The 15550-nt window shown below is 69.1% G+C and carries 14 protein-coding genes; 5 read left to right on the top strand and 9 right to left on the bottom strand.

Going from position 1 to position 15550, the window contains the following annotated elements; all coding sequences use genetic code 11:
* Nucleotide 1: 1 nt before the first annotated feature.
* From ACSQ2H_RS10305 to dusB, 3 genes are read right to left on the bottom strand one after another with little or no spacing between them, the layout of a single operon-like run.
* A complete protein-coding gene (locus ACSQ2H_RS10305; RefSeq protein ID WP_436063561.1) occupies nt 2–1423 on the bottom strand; it encodes a sigma 54-interacting transcriptional regulator in 1422 nt (473 codons plus the stop codon).
* Between the two features lie 5 nt (nt 1424–1428).
* Entirely contained in the window at nt 1429–2550 is a 1122-nt protein-coding gene (locus tag ACSQ2H_RS10300; RefSeq protein WP_436061307.1) for a two-component system sensor histidine kinase NtrB, read from the bottom strand.
* Nucleotides 2547–3554, bottom strand: a complete 1008-nt coding sequence (gene dusB, locus ACSQ2H_RS10295) for a tRNA dihydrouridine synthase DusB (protein WP_436061306.1) — start codon at nt 3552–3554, stop codon at nt 2547–2549. The genes ACSQ2H_RS10300 and dusB overlap by 4 nt, the downstream gene beginning before the upstream one ends.
* Nucleotides 3555–3644: 90 nt before the next feature.
* Between dusB and ACSQ2H_RS10290 the strand changes: the two genes are divergently transcribed.
* Complete coding sequence (locus tag ACSQ2H_RS10290) at nt 3645–4793, top strand: bifunctional 2-C-methyl-D-erythritol 4-phosphate cytidylyltransferase/2-C-methyl-D-erythritol 2,4-cyclodiphosphate synthase (protein WP_436061305.1); 1149 nt, start codon at nt 3645–3647, stop codon at nt 4791–4793.
* Here ACSQ2H_RS10290 and ACSQ2H_RS10285 read toward each other — a convergent pair.
* A complete protein-coding gene (locus ACSQ2H_RS10285) occupies nt 4790–6973 on the bottom strand; it encodes a spermidine synthase (protein WP_436061304.1) in 2184 nt (727 codons plus the stop codon). The two genes, ACSQ2H_RS10290 and ACSQ2H_RS10285, sit on opposite strands and share 4 nt — an antisense overlap.
* 144 nt (nt 6974–7117) lie before the next feature.
* Between ACSQ2H_RS10285 and ACSQ2H_RS10280 the strand changes: the two genes are divergently transcribed.
* The gene (locus ACSQ2H_RS10280; protein WP_436061303.1) at nt 7118–7609 is read left to right on the top strand and encodes a CinA family protein; all 492 of its coding nucleotides are present in this window, start codon (nt 7118–7120) and stop codon (nt 7607–7609) included.
* Here the strand turns inward: ACSQ2H_RS10280 and ACSQ2H_RS10275 are convergent.
* The gene (locus ACSQ2H_RS10275) at nt 7606–8055 is read right to left on the bottom strand and encodes a type II toxin-antitoxin system RatA family toxin (protein WP_436061302.1); all 450 of its coding nucleotides are present in this window, start codon (nt 8053–8055) and stop codon (nt 7606–7608) included. The two genes, ACSQ2H_RS10280 and ACSQ2H_RS10275, sit on opposite strands and share 4 nt — an antisense overlap.
* Nucleotides 8056–8059: 4 nt before the next feature.
* The gene (gene lipA, locus ACSQ2H_RS10270; protein WP_436061301.1) at nt 8060–9022 is read right to left on the bottom strand and encodes a lipoyl synthase; all 963 of its coding nucleotides are present in this window, start codon (nt 9020–9022) and stop codon (nt 8060–8062) included.
* A 77-nt stretch (nt 9023–9099) separates the two neighbouring features.
* On the opposite strand from lipA, the gene ACSQ2H_RS10265 reads away from it, so the two are divergent.
* The 3 genes from ACSQ2H_RS10265 to ACSQ2H_RS10255 all read left to right on the top strand — a co-directional run bounded on the left by ACSQ2H_RS10265 (nt 9100) and on the right by ACSQ2H_RS10255 (nt 12248).
* Complete coding sequence (locus tag ACSQ2H_RS10265; RefSeq protein WP_436061300.1) at nt 9100–10116, top strand: serine aminopeptidase domain-containing protein; 1017 nt, start codon at nt 9100–9102, stop codon at nt 10114–10116.
* Nucleotides 10117–10242: 126 nt separating this feature from the next.
* A complete protein-coding gene (locus ACSQ2H_RS10260) occupies nt 10243–11796 on the top strand; it encodes an AMP-binding protein (protein ID WP_436061299.1) in 1554 nt (517 codons plus the stop codon).
* Nucleotides 11797–11843: 47 nt separating this feature from the next.
* Entirely contained in the window at nt 11844–12248 is a 405-nt protein-coding gene (locus tag ACSQ2H_RS10255) for a DoxX family protein (protein ID WP_436061298.1), read from the top strand.
* 139 nt (nt 12249–12387) lie between these two features.
* Here the strand turns inward: ACSQ2H_RS10255 and lpdA are convergent, their stop codons facing one another.
* From lpdA to ACSQ2H_RS10240, 3 genes are read right to left on the bottom strand one after another with little or no spacing between them, the layout of a single operon-like run.
* Nucleotides 12388–13788 (bottom strand): dihydrolipoyl dehydrogenase, encoded by a 1401-nt coding sequence (gene lpdA / locus ACSQ2H_RS10250; RefSeq protein ID WP_436061297.1) that lies wholly within the window; start codon nt 13786–13788, stop codon nt 12388–12390.
* 14 nt (nt 13789–13802) lie between these two features.
* Nucleotides 13803–15092, bottom strand: coding sequence for a pyruvate dehydrogenase complex dihydrolipoamide acetyltransferase (locus tag ACSQ2H_RS10245; RefSeq protein ID WP_436061296.1), 1290 nt, complete (start codon nt 15090–15092; stop codon nt 13803–13805).
* Nucleotides 15093–15103: 11 nt separating this feature from the next.
* On the bottom strand, nt 15104–15538 hold the full coding sequence (locus ACSQ2H_RS10240) for a GFA family protein (protein ID WP_436061295.1): 435 nt from the start codon (nt 15536–15538) through the stop codon (nt 15104–15106).
* Nucleotides 15539–15550: the final 12 nt, after the last annotated feature.

The raw sequence follows: 15550 nt of genomic DNA, 5'->3' as shown, positions 1-15550 counted from the left end.
CCTAGCGACGGCCGCGGGCCATCTCCACGCCCAGGTCCTGGATCTTCTTGCGCAACGTATTGCGGTTGAGGCCCAGGATCTCGGCGGCGCGCACCTGGTTGCCGCGGGTGGCCGCCAGGGTCAGCTGGATCAGCGGCCGCTCGATCTCCTCGAGCACCCGATCGTAGAGGCCTGGCGGCGGCACGCCGTCTGGTTGCTCGGCGAAGTAGCCGCCCAGGTGCCGCTCGACGAGGGTCGCCAGCGTCACCGGCCCCTCGTGGCCGGGGATGGCCGGCTGCTGATCGGCCAGTTCGCGCTCGACGATGCGGGCGGTGATCAGCTCCTCGCCATAGAGCGCGCAGATCCGCCGGATCAGGTTCTCCAGCTCGCGCACGTTGCCCGGCCAGCCGTGCAGCTTCAGCCGCTCCAGGGCGCTGGCGTCGATGGTCTTGGCCGGCAGGCCTTCGCGGTTGGCGCGCAGCAGGAAGGCCCGGGCCAGGTCCGGAATATCCTCGGTGCGATCGCGCAGCGGCGGCAGGCGCAGCGGCGCGACGTTGAGGCGGAAGAACAGGTCCTCGCGGAACAGCCCTTGCTGGATCAGAGCCCGCAGGTCGCGGTTGGTCGCCGCGATGATCCGCACGTTCGGCGGGCGGCCCGTTTTCGGGTTCACCGACTGCTCGGAGCCGTCGATCACCCGCAGCAGGCGGGTCTGGGCGTCCAGCGGCATGTCGCCGATTTCGTCGAGGAACAGCGTGCCCCCGTCGGCCTCGACCAGCTTGCCATAGTCGCCGTCGTCCCGGCCGAACAGCTCGGCCTCGACCCGCTCGCGCGGGACGGCCGCCAGGTTGATGACCACGAACTTGCCGTCCTTGCGCCGGCCCATGTCGTGCAGCGCCCGCGACACCAGCTCCTTGCCGGTGCCGCTCTCGCCGAGGATCAGCACCGTCAGGTCCGCGCCGACCAGCCGGGCGATGGTGCGATAGACGTCCTGCATGGGACCTGAGCGTCCGATCAGCGGCAGTCGCTCGTCGCGAACGGCGCGGGCCTGGGCCTTGGTGGCCTCGGTGTCGGCCGGCCGCGACAGCGCACGTCGCGCCGCCGAGGTCATGTCGTCCAGGTCGAAGGGCTTGGAGACGTAGTCGAACGCGCCGGCGTCGGCGGCGTTGACCGCCGTCAGCAGGGTATTCTGCGCGCTCATCACGATGACCGGCAGCCGCGGCCGCTCCTTGCGGATGCGCGGCAGCACGTCGAACACGTTCTCGTCGGGCATCACCACGTCGGTGACGACCAGGTCGCCCTCGCCGTCCGACACCCACTTCAGCAGCGTCGTGGCGTTGCCGGTGGCCCGGACCTGGTAGCCCAGCCGCGTGAACGCCTGGCTCAGCACCAGCCGGATCGAGGCGTCGTCATCGGCGATCAGGATCTTCTTGCTGGCGTTCGTCATCGCATTCATGCCGGCGTATCCTCTCCAGACGCGATCGGCAGGAGCACACGGAAAGTCGTGCGCCCCGGCTCGGATTCGAAATCGATCAGGCCGCCGTGCCCGGCGACCAGTTTGGCGACCAGGGCCAGGCCCAGGCCCGCCCCGTGGGTCTTGGTGCTGACGAACGGCTGGAACAGGCTCTCACGCAGGTGCGCGGGCACGCCCGGGCCGTTGTCCTGGACCCGGATCTCCAGAGGCGCGCCGCGCAGGACATGCCCCTTGGCGGCGCGAACCTTGACCCCGTGGCGATAGCCGGTGTGGACGGTGATCGCGCCGCGGCCGTCGCCGCGCGCATGGGCCGCCTCGGCGGCGTTCTTCACCAGGTTCAGGAAGATCTGGATCAACTGGTCCTCGTCGCCATAGGCCGGCGGAAGCGAGGGGTCGTAGTCGTCGGTCAGTTGCAAGCCGTCGGCGACGCCGTTGGCGGCCAGCGCTTTCACGCGGTCGAGCACCTGGTGGATGTTGATCGGCTTGCAGTCAGGCAAAGCGTCGTCAGAAAACGCCTCCATCCGATCGACGAGCCGACGAACCCGGTCGGTTTCGTCGACGATCAGCTGCGCCAGCGGCGCGTCCTCGGCCTTGGCGCCCATCTTCAGCAGTTGCGCCGCCCCGCGTATGCCGGCCAGAGGGTTCTTGATCTCGTGGGCCAGCATGTGGCCCAGGCCGACGATGGTCCGCAGGCCCGCCTGCTCAGCGCCGGTCCGCTCGCCGCCGAGCGCTCCGCCCTTCACGTGCAAGGTCAGCAGGACCGAGCCATCGCCGAGCGGCGCGGCCGCTCCGTCCGCCTCGAAGGACGGGTGACCGAACAGGCTGATCTCCACACCCCGCTCGCGGACCCGAACGCCCTCCTCCCGGGCCCGGTCCAGCAGCGACACCAGCGCCGACCCCGGCGGCAAGGCCGCTCCGAACCGCCCACGGGTCAGCAGGCCGAGCCCTTGGCCGAACAGCGCCTCGGCCGCCTCGTTGACCGCGACCAGCGCCCCTTCGCGGCTGACCACGAGGGCCGGTTCCGGAGAGATGTCGAAGGCGCTCGACTTCAGAAGCTCCAGGTTCAGGCCGTTAGGCGCCGCGCGGGTTTGGTTGGTCATGCGGCCAGTCTCGGTTGAGGGTCACACCACAAGGCGGTCAGGCCAGCTTCGACCTCCGCCGGATCATCCAGGCGGCACAGCGTCGAGCGTGCGGCCCGTCGCCCTTCGGCCGTCTCGGGCCAGGGCGCGTTTTCGATGTAGGACGCCAGATGCTTGCGGAAGATCCGCAGCCCCAGGCGGTCGCCGTAGAAGTTGAGGCTGTCGCGGAAGTGCTCCAGCGCGATCTCCAGCCGGCGCTCCGCCAGCGGCTCTTCGAACACGCCGCCGGCCAGCTCGGTCTCGATCTGCGTTGCGACCCAGGGCCGTCCGTAGACCCCGCGCCCGACCATCACGCCATCGGCCCCCGACGCAGCAAGAGCCCGGCGCGCGCTGTCGCCGTCGATGATGTCGCCGTTGACGATGACCGGGATGGAGACCGCCTCGGTGACCGGACGCACCGCGCTCCAGTCGGCGGAGTCCTTGTAGAACTGGCTGCGCGTGCGGCCGTGAATGGTGACGGCCCGCGCCCCGCGCGCCTGCGCCCGCGCAGCGATGTCCGGTGCGTTCTTCGACGCCGCGTCCCAGCCCAGCCGCATCTTCACCGTCACCGGCACGTCGACCGCGTCGACGGCCGCCGCGATCAGGCTCTCCGCCAGATCCGGCTCGCGCATCAGCGCCGAGCCCGACAGCACGCCGGTCACTTCCTTGGCCGGGCAACCGAAGTTCAGGTCGATGATCTGCGCCCCGGCCTGAGCCGCCAGGCGCGCGCCTTCGGCGATATATCCGGGATCGCGGCCGACCAGCTGGACGACCATGAGCGGCAGCCCCTCGCCGACGGCCGCGCGGCGAACGACATCCGGACGGCCCTTTGAAAACTCGGCGCAGGCGACCATCTCGGTCGCGACATAGCTCGCGCCCAACTTGCTGGCGGCCTTGCGGAACGGCAGGTCGGACACGCCGGTCATCGGCGCGATCCAGGCCCGGCCGCCGACCTCCACATCCCCGATCTTGAGCGTGTTGCTCATTTTATAGTCACCCCTATCGCCTCTGTTTTAGGCAAATTGTGCACTGCCGTAAAGCCTAGACAGCAGGCGTACGCGCCCTAAACAGACGGCATGGATTTCTCAGCCGTCATCGTCGCCGCAGGCTCCAGCACACGCGCCGGCCCTGGCGCGCCAAAGCCTTGGCGCAGCTTGGCTGGCCGCCCGATCCTCTCCTGGTCGATCGACGCGTTCGCGGCCGCGGGGGCGCGACAGATTGTCATCGTCGTCGCCGAGGCCTGGCTGGACGAGGCGGCCGAACTGTTGCGCGGCGTACCGGGCGCCGTCGCGGTGCGCGGGGGCGCCACGCGGGCGGATTCGGTCCAGCAGGGCCTGGCCGCCCTGGAGGGGGACGGCGCCTCGGCCGTGCTCGTGCATGACGCCGCGCGCCCATTCCTGACCAGCGCGCACATTCAACGCCTGCTGGCGGCGATCGAGGGCTCCGACGGCGCCGTCCTCGCCCTGCCCGTCGCCGACACCCTCAAGCGCGGCGGCGACGCCGTCGTGGAGACCGTGCCGCGTGACGGTCTATGGCGCGCGCAGACGCCTCAGGCCTTTCGGCTCGACGTCCTGCGGACGGCTTACGCCGCCTGGCCGGCCGACGCCGAACCGACCGACGACGCCGCGGTCGTCGAGCGAAACGGCGGCCAGGTCGCCATCGCGCCCGGCGATCCGCGCCTGATGAAACTGACCTATCCGGAGGACTTCGCCATGGCCGAGCAACTGGCGGGCGCCGCGCACATCACCCGCATCGGCCAGGGCGTCGACGCGCACCGCTGGGGTCCCGGTGACGCGGTCTGGCTCTGCGGGGTGAAGATCGACCACGACCAGACCCTGATCGGTCACTCCGACGCCGACGCCGGGCTCCACGCCCTGACCGACGCCATCCTGGGCGCCATCGGCGAAGGCGATATCGGCGAGCACTTCCCGCCCTCCGACCCGCAGTGGAAGGGCGCCGCGTCCGACAGGTTCCTGCTGCACGCGGTCGAAATCCTGACGAACAAGGGCGGCCGGATCATCAACGCCGATGTCACCCTGGTCTGCGAACGGCCCAAGATCCGCCCCCACCGCGACGCCATGCGTCAGCGCCTCGCCGAACTCCTGGGCGTGCCGCTGGACCGCGTCAGCGTAAAGGCCACCACCACCGAGGGCATGGGCTTCACCGGCCGTCAGGAGGGCCTGCTGGCCCAGGCGATCGTGGCCGTGGAGACCCCGGCCGCCTAGGGCAGCCAGGGCCAGTTCACCTTCAGCTGCGCGTACATCGCCCCGGCGAGGTTCATGTAGTCGTCGGTCCAGGGCCGCGCCGCCGTCGGGTCGGTCTGCGACCACCGCCCATCGGCCTCGTACGGCGCGAGCGCCGCCAGGCTGCGGGTGACGATCATCGCGTCCTCGGCCGACTCCCAGAGCGGCGGGCTGCCCTCGGCGGGGCTGTGGCGCTGGATGAGCGCAAAGCCGCCCGCCGCCTCGGCGACCGCCATGGCCGGCGCGCGCAGCTCGAGATTGCGGTTCGACAGGTGGACGATGAGCACGCCGTCGGGCTTCAGCTTGGCCAGGTAGCCCTTCATCGCCTCGACGGTCAGCAGGTGCGCCGGCACCGCGTCGGACGAGAAGGCGTCGATCAGCAGGACATCGAACTCACCGGCAGGTTGCTTGGCGAGGGTCAGGCGCGCATCGCCGACCACGTAGTCGATCGTCCCCTTGGCGCAGGTCGTCGTGTAGCTGAAGTGCTGCGGATTGGTCGCAAGCCGGATCACCAGCGGGTCGATCTCGAAGAAGGTCAGGTGATCGCCCTTGCGGGTGTAGGCCGCCACCGCGCCGGTGCCGAGCCCGACCGCGCCGACGCGCAACGGGGTCGGCCGCTTGATTTCGTGGCTGAAGACCTGGCCGATCGGCGTTTCCGGCGCGTAGTAGACCAGCGGGCGGCACATGTAGCGGGGATCCTGGGCCTGTGCCCCGTGCAGGGTGGTCCCGTGCGAGAGCATCTTCACGCGGCCGCCCATGGCCGGCACCGGCATTTCCGACTGGCGCAGCACCCCGAAGAAGCTGCGCCAGCTCTCGCGCACGTCGACACGGTCGCCGACCAGGGTCGCCGCCATCGACAGAACGACCACTAGGCCGAAGAAGACGATCATCTGACGGCGGATCACGAACGCGCAGACCGCCGCCACGATCAACAGCCCGATGACGATGACCTTCAGATGGTCGGCCATCCCGAATTTCAGAGCGATCACCGGCGCAGCGGCCGCCGCGAGGGCGCCAAGCGCGAAGGTCGCCCAGCGCCACGCCTCGACAGGCTGAAGCCCCGGCCTCGCCAGGCATGCCAGCACCAGGACCAGCGGATATTCCCAGACGTTGACGAAGATCACAGGCGCCAGGAAGGCGTTGAAGGCTCCGCCGACCACGCCGCCGAACGACATCCAGAGATAGAACTCGGTCAGGTGTGCAGGATTGGGCCGCCTGGCGACCAGCGCCTGATGGCACATCAGCGCCGTCAGGAAGAAGGCTCCCAGGTGCACCACGAGCTGATACGCGAAGTTGGCCTCCGTAAACGGCATCAGAGCCGCGCAAGCCACCACCGCGGCGGCCTGCAGCGTCAAGGTCATCCTCGAGGAGATGATCGGCTTGTCCGAGAAGGCGATGATGAAGGTCAGCAGGTAGAGCGCCAGCGGGATCACCCAGAGGAACGGCGCCGAGGCGACGTCGGTGGTGATGTGTGTGGTGACGCCGAGCATCAGGCTGGACGGGATCGCCGCCAGGCCCACCCAGATCGCCCGATCGCGCCAGCTCGGTCGAGGGCCCGCGTCGACGGGCGCCTCGATCGTCGCGACCCGCGCGCGCGACACGAACAGCGCCAGCGTCGCCATCAGCACCACGAAGGCGACATACCCTGTGCTCCAGCCGGCGGTCTGGCCGTGCAGGGTTGCGAGCGGCTCCACCAACGCCGGGTAAGCCAGCAGCGCCAGCAGGCTTCCGAGGTTGGACGCCGCGTAGAGCGCGTAGGGCTCGGCCCCCGTCTCTGCGTGGATGGTGCGCGCGTGCCAGGCCTGCACCAGCGGCGCGGTCGCCGACAGGATGGCGAACGGCGCGCCGATTGAGACGGCCAGCACCCCGAGCAGCCATAGCGACGGATGGTCGGACGACGGCTCGCCCAGCATGCCCGTCACCCGCAGCGGCAGCGCCAGGGCCGCGACCAGCAGCGCCGCGACATGCACGAGCGCCTGCGCGCGCACCGAACGGATCTTCTGCAGCGCATGCGCGTAGCCGTAGCCGACCAGGAGCGCCGCCTGGAAGAAGGCGATCGACGTATTCCAGACCGACGAGCTGCCGCCCAGCAGCGGCAGGACCAGCTTGGCGACCATCGGCTGGACCAGGAACACCAGGCCGGCGCTGGCGAACGTGGTCACCGCGAAAAGGACCGGAGAGATCGAAGCGGTTGGCCGTTCGGCTCGTTCTAACGTGGTCATGGGCTCGAATCGGCTTGTGTGGCGGGCGCTGGCGATGTTGTGGTCAGCCCTCGCCCTTGCCTAGAGCCCGCTGGAGTCGCCCCTATGTTTTCCCTTGAGATCGAAACCCTGGCGCGGCTGCTGATCGATGAGGCCCGCGAGCGTTCGCTGCGCATCGTCACGGCCGAAAGCTGCACGGGCGGCCTGGTCGCCGGCGCGATCTGCGCGATCCCCGGCGCGTCCGACGTCTTCGAGCGCGGCTTCGTGGTCTACACCAACCGCGCCAAGCAGGAGCTGCTGGGCGTCCCCGGCGACCTCATCGCCGACCTCGGCGCCGTGTCCGAACCGGTGGCGCGGATGATGGCCGAGGGGGCGTTGGAGGCGTCGAACGCCCACGTGGCCGTGGCGATCACCGGCGTGGCCGGCCCGGGCGGCGGCACGCCGATGAAGCCGGTGGGCACCGTCCACATCGCCACGGCACGCTCGAACCAGGCGCTGATGCACCGCTCCGAGCTGTTCGACGGCGTCACCCGTGCGGATATCCAGGAACAGGCGGTGCAGGCCGCGCTGCAGGCGCTGCGCGACCGCATGACCTAGGCGGGATAGAGCGCCCTCGCCCGGCCTTCGAAGCAGGCCATCAGCCGATCGACGGCGTGGTTGAAGTTCGACTCCAGCAGGCCTGTCAGCAGCCGGGTCTTGAACTCGAAATCAATGTCGAACTCGATCCGGGTTCCGCCTGGCGCCTCGACGAAGCGCCAGCGGTTCACCAGGTGCTTGAACGGCCCCGACAGCAGCTGCACGTCGATCTGCCGCGCGTTCGCGTCACGTCGCACGCGGGTGGAAAAGGCCTCCTTCAGAAAGGCGAATCCGACCCCGACCTTGGCGTCGAGCTGGCTCACGCCCTCGGCCGGCGAGGTGTGGTTCCAGGTCCGCAGCGACTGGACCCAGGGTACGAACTGCGGATAGGCCTCGACGTCGCCGACCAGCGCAAAGAGCTGGTCGGGCGCGTAGGGCAGCACCTTCTCGAAATGGTGGCGCGGCAAGCGGTTAGGCCGCCGCGTCCTTGGCCAGCCGCGCGGCCTTCAGCCGGGCGAAGTCCTCGCCGGCATGGTGCGACGAGCGGGTCAGCGGGCTGGCCGAGACCATCAGAAAGCCCTTGGCCCGCGCGATCTCCTCGTAGGCCTTGAATTCGTCGGGCGTCACGAACCGGTCGATGGCCGCGTGCTTGCGGGTCGGCTGCAGGTACTGGCCGATGGTCAGGAAGTCGACGCCGGCCGAACGCATGTCGTCCATGACCTGCATGACCTCCTCCTTGGCCTCGCCCAGACCGACCATCAGGCCGGACTTGGTGAACTGGTTGGGGTCGCGCTCCTTGACCCGCTCCAGAAGGCGCAGCGAGTGGTAGTAGCGCGCGCCCGGCCGGATCGAGAGGTAGAGGCGCGGCACCGTCTCGAGGTTGTGGTTGAAGACGTCCGGCTTGGAGTCGATGACGATCTCGGCCGCGCTCGGCGCCTTGCGCAGGAAGTCCGGCGTCAGGATTTCGATGGTGGTGCCGGGCGCCGCGGCGCGGATCGCGTGAACCACCGCGGCGAAGTGGGCGCCGCCGCCGTCGGCCAGGTCGTCGCGGTCGACCGAGGTGATGACCACGTGCTTCAGCCCCATCTTGCGCACGGCGTCGGCCACGCGCGCCGGCTCGGTCGGGTCGAGCGGCAGCGGCTTGCCGGTGCTGACGTTGCAGAAGGCGCAGGCACGGGTGCAGATCTCGCCCATGATCATCATGGTCGCGTGGCTCTGGCTCCAGCACTCGCCGATGTTCGGGCAGGCCGCCTCTTCACAGACCGTGGTGAGCCCATGCTCCTTCACGATCGAGCGCGTCGCGTTGTAGCCGGGCGAGCCCGGAGCGCGCACACGCAGCCACTCCGGCTTTCGCAGGATCGGCGTATCGGGGCGCGACTGCTTTTCGGGATGTCGGGGCCGTTGGCCCCCGATGGTGTCAATGACGGTCGCCATAAGGCCTAGATCGGCTTTCTATCCCTCCGGATCAAGGCGTGATTGAGCGGCCCGGCGACGCATGGTCAAACTCCGCCATGGTTCGCGTGTGTCTGCTCGCCGCTCTGGTCCTCTCGCTCGCGGCCTGCGGGCGCGACGGCGGCCGCGAGCCGTTCGCCGAGAGCCGCACGCCCGGCTCGCTCGCACCACGGTTCTATCCGCCCGAAGGCTGGGCCTGGGGCTACATCGGCATCGGCGACCAGCCGCTGCAGCGCTATGGCGTCGCCAGCACCCGGCGCGTGCCCGTCGCCACCGTGGTCATCGTGCCGGGCTACGGGGAAACGGCCGAAGTCTGGTTCGAGACCGCCTCCGACCTGATCGAACACGGCTGCACCGTCTGGATCCTCGACCGCGCCGGCCAGGGCGGCTCCGGGCGTTATGTCCTGCCGCGAGACCTGGGCTTTGCGCCCTCCTTCGATCCGGAGGTGGCGGCCTTGCGCGAGCTCGTGCGCGTGGTCGTCCGCCCTCCCCCCGAAACGCCGCTCGTCCTGCTGACCCAGGCCGACGGCGCCGTCGTGGCGCTCAGTGCGGTGCGCTCGGGCTTGAAGGTCGACGGCGTGATCGCCAGTTCGCCGCAGATCGCCGACCCACCCGAGAAGGCGCTGCTCGGACCGGTCCGGCGTGCGTCGTCGCCGCCGGCCGGCTGGAAGCCCTGGAGCCGCGAGACGGCGAACGACACGTCGGCTGGGCGCACGCATGACGCCTGGCGCGGCGACGTCGGCCACGCCTGGATGACCGCCAATCCCGACCTGCGCCTGACCGGTCCCAGCCTCGGCTGGACGAACGCGTTCGAAACCGCCAGTCGGGTGCTGGAATCAGGCGCACGGCAAGTCCGCACCCCCGTGCTGATGATCAACCCGGGCCGCCGCGCCGACGCCTTCTGCCGCCAGCTGGCGGAATGCAGGACCAGCACGCTGGCCGGTGCGCACAGCGCGCTGCATCTCGAGGCCGACCGCTGGCGCCGTCCCTGGCTCGATGCGGTGGGCGGCTTCATCGACAGCCGCCTGAGCTCGGCCTCACCTGCGACGATTTCGGCAGCCCCCGCAAGAACTTAAGCGCGCCTCTGGACTTGACGCGCAGGCCGAAGCTCACGACCTGTTACACATCTTTTCAAGCTCAGGCGTCAGCTATAGGCTCGCGCCCAACAATAATCGGCGAGACGTTCGGGGAGGTTTTCGCCTTTGTCGCGTTCTTTTGATCCGCGTTCGTGCGAGCGCTCTCTTTTCGATGCGCTGGTCGACGCGCGCGCCACCTACGGCGCCAAGAAGCCGATCCTGGAAGACCAGGAGCGCAAGCCGCTCACCTATACCGACCTGATCCGCGCCTCCTTCGCCCTCGGCCGCAAGATCGCGGCCATGACCAGCGAGGGCGAGCGCGTGGGCGTCATGCTGCCGGCCAGCGCCGGCGCCGTCGTCACCTTCTTCGCGCTGCACGCCTTCGGCCGCACGCCGGCGATGCTCAACTTCACGGCCGGCATCCGCAACCTCAAGGCGGCGTGCGAACTGGCCGGGGTCAAGCGCGTGCTGACCTCGCACCGCTTCATCGAGCAGGGCAAGCTGCACGACCTGATCGACGCGCTCGAACCGCTGGCGGCGGTCACCTATCTCGAAGACGTGCGTGAGACCGTCGGCCTGTCCGACAAGCTGTTCGCCGCCGCCGCCGGAGCCTTCCCCAAGCGCTTCCGGGCCGCCACCAAGCCGTCGGATCCGGGCGTGATCCTGTTCACTTCCGGCAGCTTCGGCGCGCCACGCGGCGTGATCCTCAGCCAGGCCAACCTGATCGCTAATGTGGAGCAGATCGCGGCGCATATCCCGCTCGACCCGTCCTGGGTGATGTTCAACCCGCTGCCGACCTTCCACTGCTTTGGCCTGACCGGCGGGGTCCTGCTGCCGCTGATGAAGGGCATGAAGGCGTTCGAATACCCCTCGCCGCTGCACGTCAAACAGATCCCGCCGCTGATCAAGGACACCGGCGCGTCGATCCTGTTCGCCACCGACACCTTCCTCAATCAGTACGCCCGCGCCGCCGAGCGCGACGAGTTGTCGGGCCTGAAGTTCATCGTCTGCGGGGCCGAAAAGGTGCGTGACGAGACCCACAACCTGATCCGCGATCGCTTCGGCGACATCCCGGTGCTGGAAGGATACGGCGCGACCGAGGCCTCGCCCGTAATCGCCGTGAACAAGCCGACCGACAACCGTCGCGGCACGGTCGGCGGCCTGCTGCCCGGCATCGAGACCAAGCTTGAGAAGGTCGAGGGCATCCCCGGCGGCGGCCGGCTGTTCGTGCGCGGTCCCAATATCATGGCCGGCTATCTGACCGAGAACGGGCTCGAACCACCGCCCGGCGGCTGGCACGACACCGGCGACGTCGTCGACATCACCTCAGACAACTGGATCAAGATCCTCGGCCGGGTGAAGCGCTTCGCCAAGGTCGGCGGCGAGATGGTCTCGTTGACCGCCGCCGAAGACATCGCCACCGCGGTGTGGCCCGACAGCCGCCACGCGGTCATCGCCATGCCCGACCCGAAGAAAGGCGAACGGCTGGTGCTCGTCACCGACCGCCGCGACGCCGACGCCGGCCCGCTGGTGGCCCATGCCCAGTCGATCGGCGCGCCGGAGCTGGCCGTGCCGCGCAAGATCATCCGGGTGCCCGAGATCCCCGTGCTCGGCACCGGCAAGACCGACTATGTCGCGATCACGCGGATGGCGGAGGCCGACGGGCGCCGCGCCGCCTGATCCCTGACTGCATCGCGCCGCTTCGGCGCCGATTGGGAGGGACTGCTATGCCGAACCTCGAGGCCTGGGCGCCGCGGGTGCTGAGCCTGCTGCGCATCGTCGTCGCCCTGCTCTTCATGGAGCACGGCCTGATGAAGCTGTTCCACTTCCCGGCGCCGCAGCCGGGCGCGCCCGATCCGCTGCCGATGATGCTGCTGGCCGCTGCGTGGATCGAGGTGATCGGCGGCGGCCTGCTGGCGCTGGGCCTGTTCACCCGGCTGGCGGCGTTCGTGTGCTCGGGACAGATGGCCGTGGCGTACTTCATCGCCCACGGCTCGCAGGGGTTCTGGCCGGCGCTCAACGGCGGCGAACCGGCGATCCTGTACTGCTTCGTGTTCCTCTACCTGGTCTTCGCCGGCGGCGGGGCGTGGAGCCTCGACACCATGCGCCGCGGTCGTCGCCGACGGCTGTAGGCCAAGGCGACACCTTTCCCTTCCCTTCATGGGGAGGGTGGATCGCCGCAAAGCGGCGAGACGGGTGGGGCCTTCTGACCCTCAGCAGCCTCGTCGCCTTGCGACCGGTCCCTCCCCGCTAGGGGGAGGGAAAACTTCGTCAGATGTGCAGGACGCGGCCGTAGGCGTCGAGCGCGGCCTCGTGCATCGCCTCGCTCATGGTCGGGTGCGGGAAGACGGTGGCGAACACCTCTTCCTCGGTGGCCTCCAGGGTGATGGCCAGGGTGAAGCCCTGGATCATCTCGGTGACTTCCGCCCCGATCATGTGCGCGCCGATCAGGGCGCCGGTCTTGCCGTCGAAGACGGTCTTCACGAAGCCCTCGGTCTCGCCCGCGGCGATGGCCTTGCCGTTCACCTTGAACGGGAAGCGGCCGACCTTGGCCTCGATGCCCTGCTCCTTGGCCTGGGCTTCGGTCAGTCCAACCGAGGCGATCTGAGGGGTCGAGTAGGTGCAGCCGGGGATCGGCGAGCTGAGGTTGTTCGGCTTCAGGCCGGCGATGTGTTCGATGCAGTGCACGCCCTCATGGCTGGCCTTGTGCGCCAGCCATGGCGGCCCGGCGACGTCGCCGATGGCGTAGAGGCCGGGCACGCCGGTCCCGCCATGCGCGTCGGTGACCACGTGGGTCTTCTCGACCTTCACGCCCACGCCCTCGAGCCCGAGGTCCTCGACATTGCCGACGATCCCGATGGCGACGATGGCGATGTCGGCCTCCAGCGTCTCGGCCTTGCCGCCGGTCTCCAACTCGATGGTCACGCCGGTCTTGGACTTGGCGAGCTTCTTGACGCTGGCCCCGACGCGGAACTTCAGGCCGCGCTTCTCAAAGGCCTTGTGGGCGGTCTTGGAGACCTCTTCGTCCTCGACCGGAAGAATGCGCGGCAGCGCCTCGACCACGGTCACATCCGAGCCCAGCGCCCGATAGAAACTGGCGAACTCGATGCCGATGGCGCCGGACCCGATGACGATCATCGACTTCGGCGCCGCCTTCGGAACCATGGCCTCGCGGTAGGTCCAGATGCGGTCGCCGTCCGGCTCCATGCCCACGGCAGGAATCGTCCGCGCCCGCGCGCCGGTGGCCAGGATCACGTGCTTGGCCTGCACGGTCCGCGAACCACCGGCCTTCAGCGCCACGACCACCTTCGGCGCCCCCTGCCCCTTCTCGAGCTTGGCGACGCCCTCGATGACCTCGATCTTGTGCTTCTTCATCAGGAAGGCGACGCCGGAGTTCAGCTGACCGGCGACCTTGCGCGAGCGCTCGATGATCTTGCTGAAGTCGAAGCTCGCCTTCTCGATCTTGAGGCCGTAATCGGCCAGATGGCTGAGGTTCTCATAGGCCTCGCCGGACTTCAGCAGCGCCTTGGTCGGGATGCAGCCCCAGTTGAGGCAGACGCCGCCCAGCGCTTCGCGCTCGACGATGGCGGTCTTGAAGCCGAGCTGGCTGGCGCGGATGGCGGTGACATAGCCGCCCGGGCCGGAGCCGATGACGATGACGTCGAAATCCATGACTTACTGCTTCCTCAGACGATCATCGTGATGGGGTCTTCGATCAGGGCCTTGAAGGCCTGCAGCCAGCGCGCGCCGGTCGCGCCGTCCACCACGCGGTGATCGCAGGACAAGGTGACGGTCATCACCGTGGCGATCGCCAGTTGGCCGTTCTTGACCACTGGCCGCGGCTCGCCGGCCCCGACCGACAGGATGCAGCCCTGCGGTTCGTTGATGATCGAGCCGAACGACTTGATGCCGAACATGCCGAGGTTCGACACCGAGAAGGTGCCGCCCTGGAACTCGTCGGGCTTGAGCTTGCGGGTGCGCGCGCGCTCGGCCAGGTCCTTGGCCTCGACGGCGATCTGCGCCAGCCCCTTGGTCTCGGCCTTGCGGATGATCGGGGTGATCAGGCCGCCCTCGATCGCCACGGCCATGGCGATGTCGGCGTTGTGGTGCATGGCGATGCCTTCGGGCGAATACGATGCGTTCGCCTCCGGCACCTGCTTCAGGGCTACCGCGGCGGCCTTGATCACCAGGTCGTTGACGCTGACCTTCACGCCCTGCTTCTCCAGCATGGCGTTGATCTTGGCGCGGCTGGCCAGCAGCCCGTCGATCTCCAGGTCGATGGTCAGCGGGAAGTGCGGCACGTCGCGGAAGCTGTCGGTCATCCGGCGCGCGACCGTCTTGCGCATGCCGTCCAGCGGAATGAGGTCGTAGCTGCCGTCCGGAATGCCCATCTGGGCCAGGGTCTGGGCCTGACGCGGAGCAGACGCGGTCGCTGCGGCGCCCGCGGCCGGCTTGGCCGCCTGGGGCGTCGCGCCCTCGACGTCGCGCTTGATGATCCGTCCGTGCGGGCCCGAGCCGTGGACCTGGGAGAGGTCCAGTCCCTTTTGCCCCGCGATCCGCCGCGCCAGCGGCGAGGCGAAGATCCGCTCGCCCGAAGTCCGGGCGGGCGCAGCGGCCGGAGCGGGCGCCTGCGCCTTGGCAGGCTCAGCCTTCGCCTCGATCTTTGGGGCTTCCGTCTTCGGGGCTTCGGCCTTCGCCGGTTCAGCCTTGGGCGCGGACGCAGCAGCGGCGGCGTCATCGCCGCTCAGCCGCGCGATCGGGGTGTTGACTTTCACGCCCTCGGAGCCTTCCGGCACCAGGATGTCCTCGACGACGCCCTCGTCGACCGCCTCGACCTCCATGGTCGCCTTGTCGGTCTCGATCTCGGCGATCACGTCGCCGGACGAGACCTTATCGCCCTTCTTCACGTGCCACTTGGCGAGCGTGCCCTCTTCCATGGTCGGAGAGAGCGCGGGCATCAGAACATCAATGGACATCTTCAAGCTTCTCAGGCGCTGGGCGAGGCTTCGACAAGCACGGTAGGCGTCCAGCGCGCCTTTCGCCGGGCCAGCCTGTCCTCGTCAGTTTCGTCGTCATAGGCGACAGGTTCTCCAGCACGGTCGGAGAACCCGTCGAGGGCGACGCCCGCCACGTTCAGCGTGGCGAGCATCTTGTCTTCGATCTGGATGACCGAGGCGACGTAGACGCCGCACTCGTCGCAAAGCAGGGCTTCCACCATCCGCCGGCCGAACCGGTAGCGGTTGAGCGAGCCCGGCGCCGCCTCGATGTTGAGCCGGCAATCCGGATCGCTGGTGGTCATGGCCCCGTGCCGCCGGCAAAAGCCGCATTGGCAGGATCGCAGCGGAAGCTCGCCGGCCGGCTTGCCGGTCTCGAGCTCCACCCGGATCGCGCCGCAGTGGCAGTGGCCGGCGAGCGTGGTCATGAGCGCCCGGTC

This window comes from Phenylobacterium sp. LjRoot97 (assembly GCF_964254345.1).
Taxonomy (GTDB): Bacteria; Pseudomonadota; Alphaproteobacteria; order Caulobacterales; family Caulobacteraceae; genus Phenylobacterium.
The sequence above is the reverse complement of the archived record's forward strand: the minus strand, read 5'-3'. Positions and strand labels throughout refer to the sequence as shown.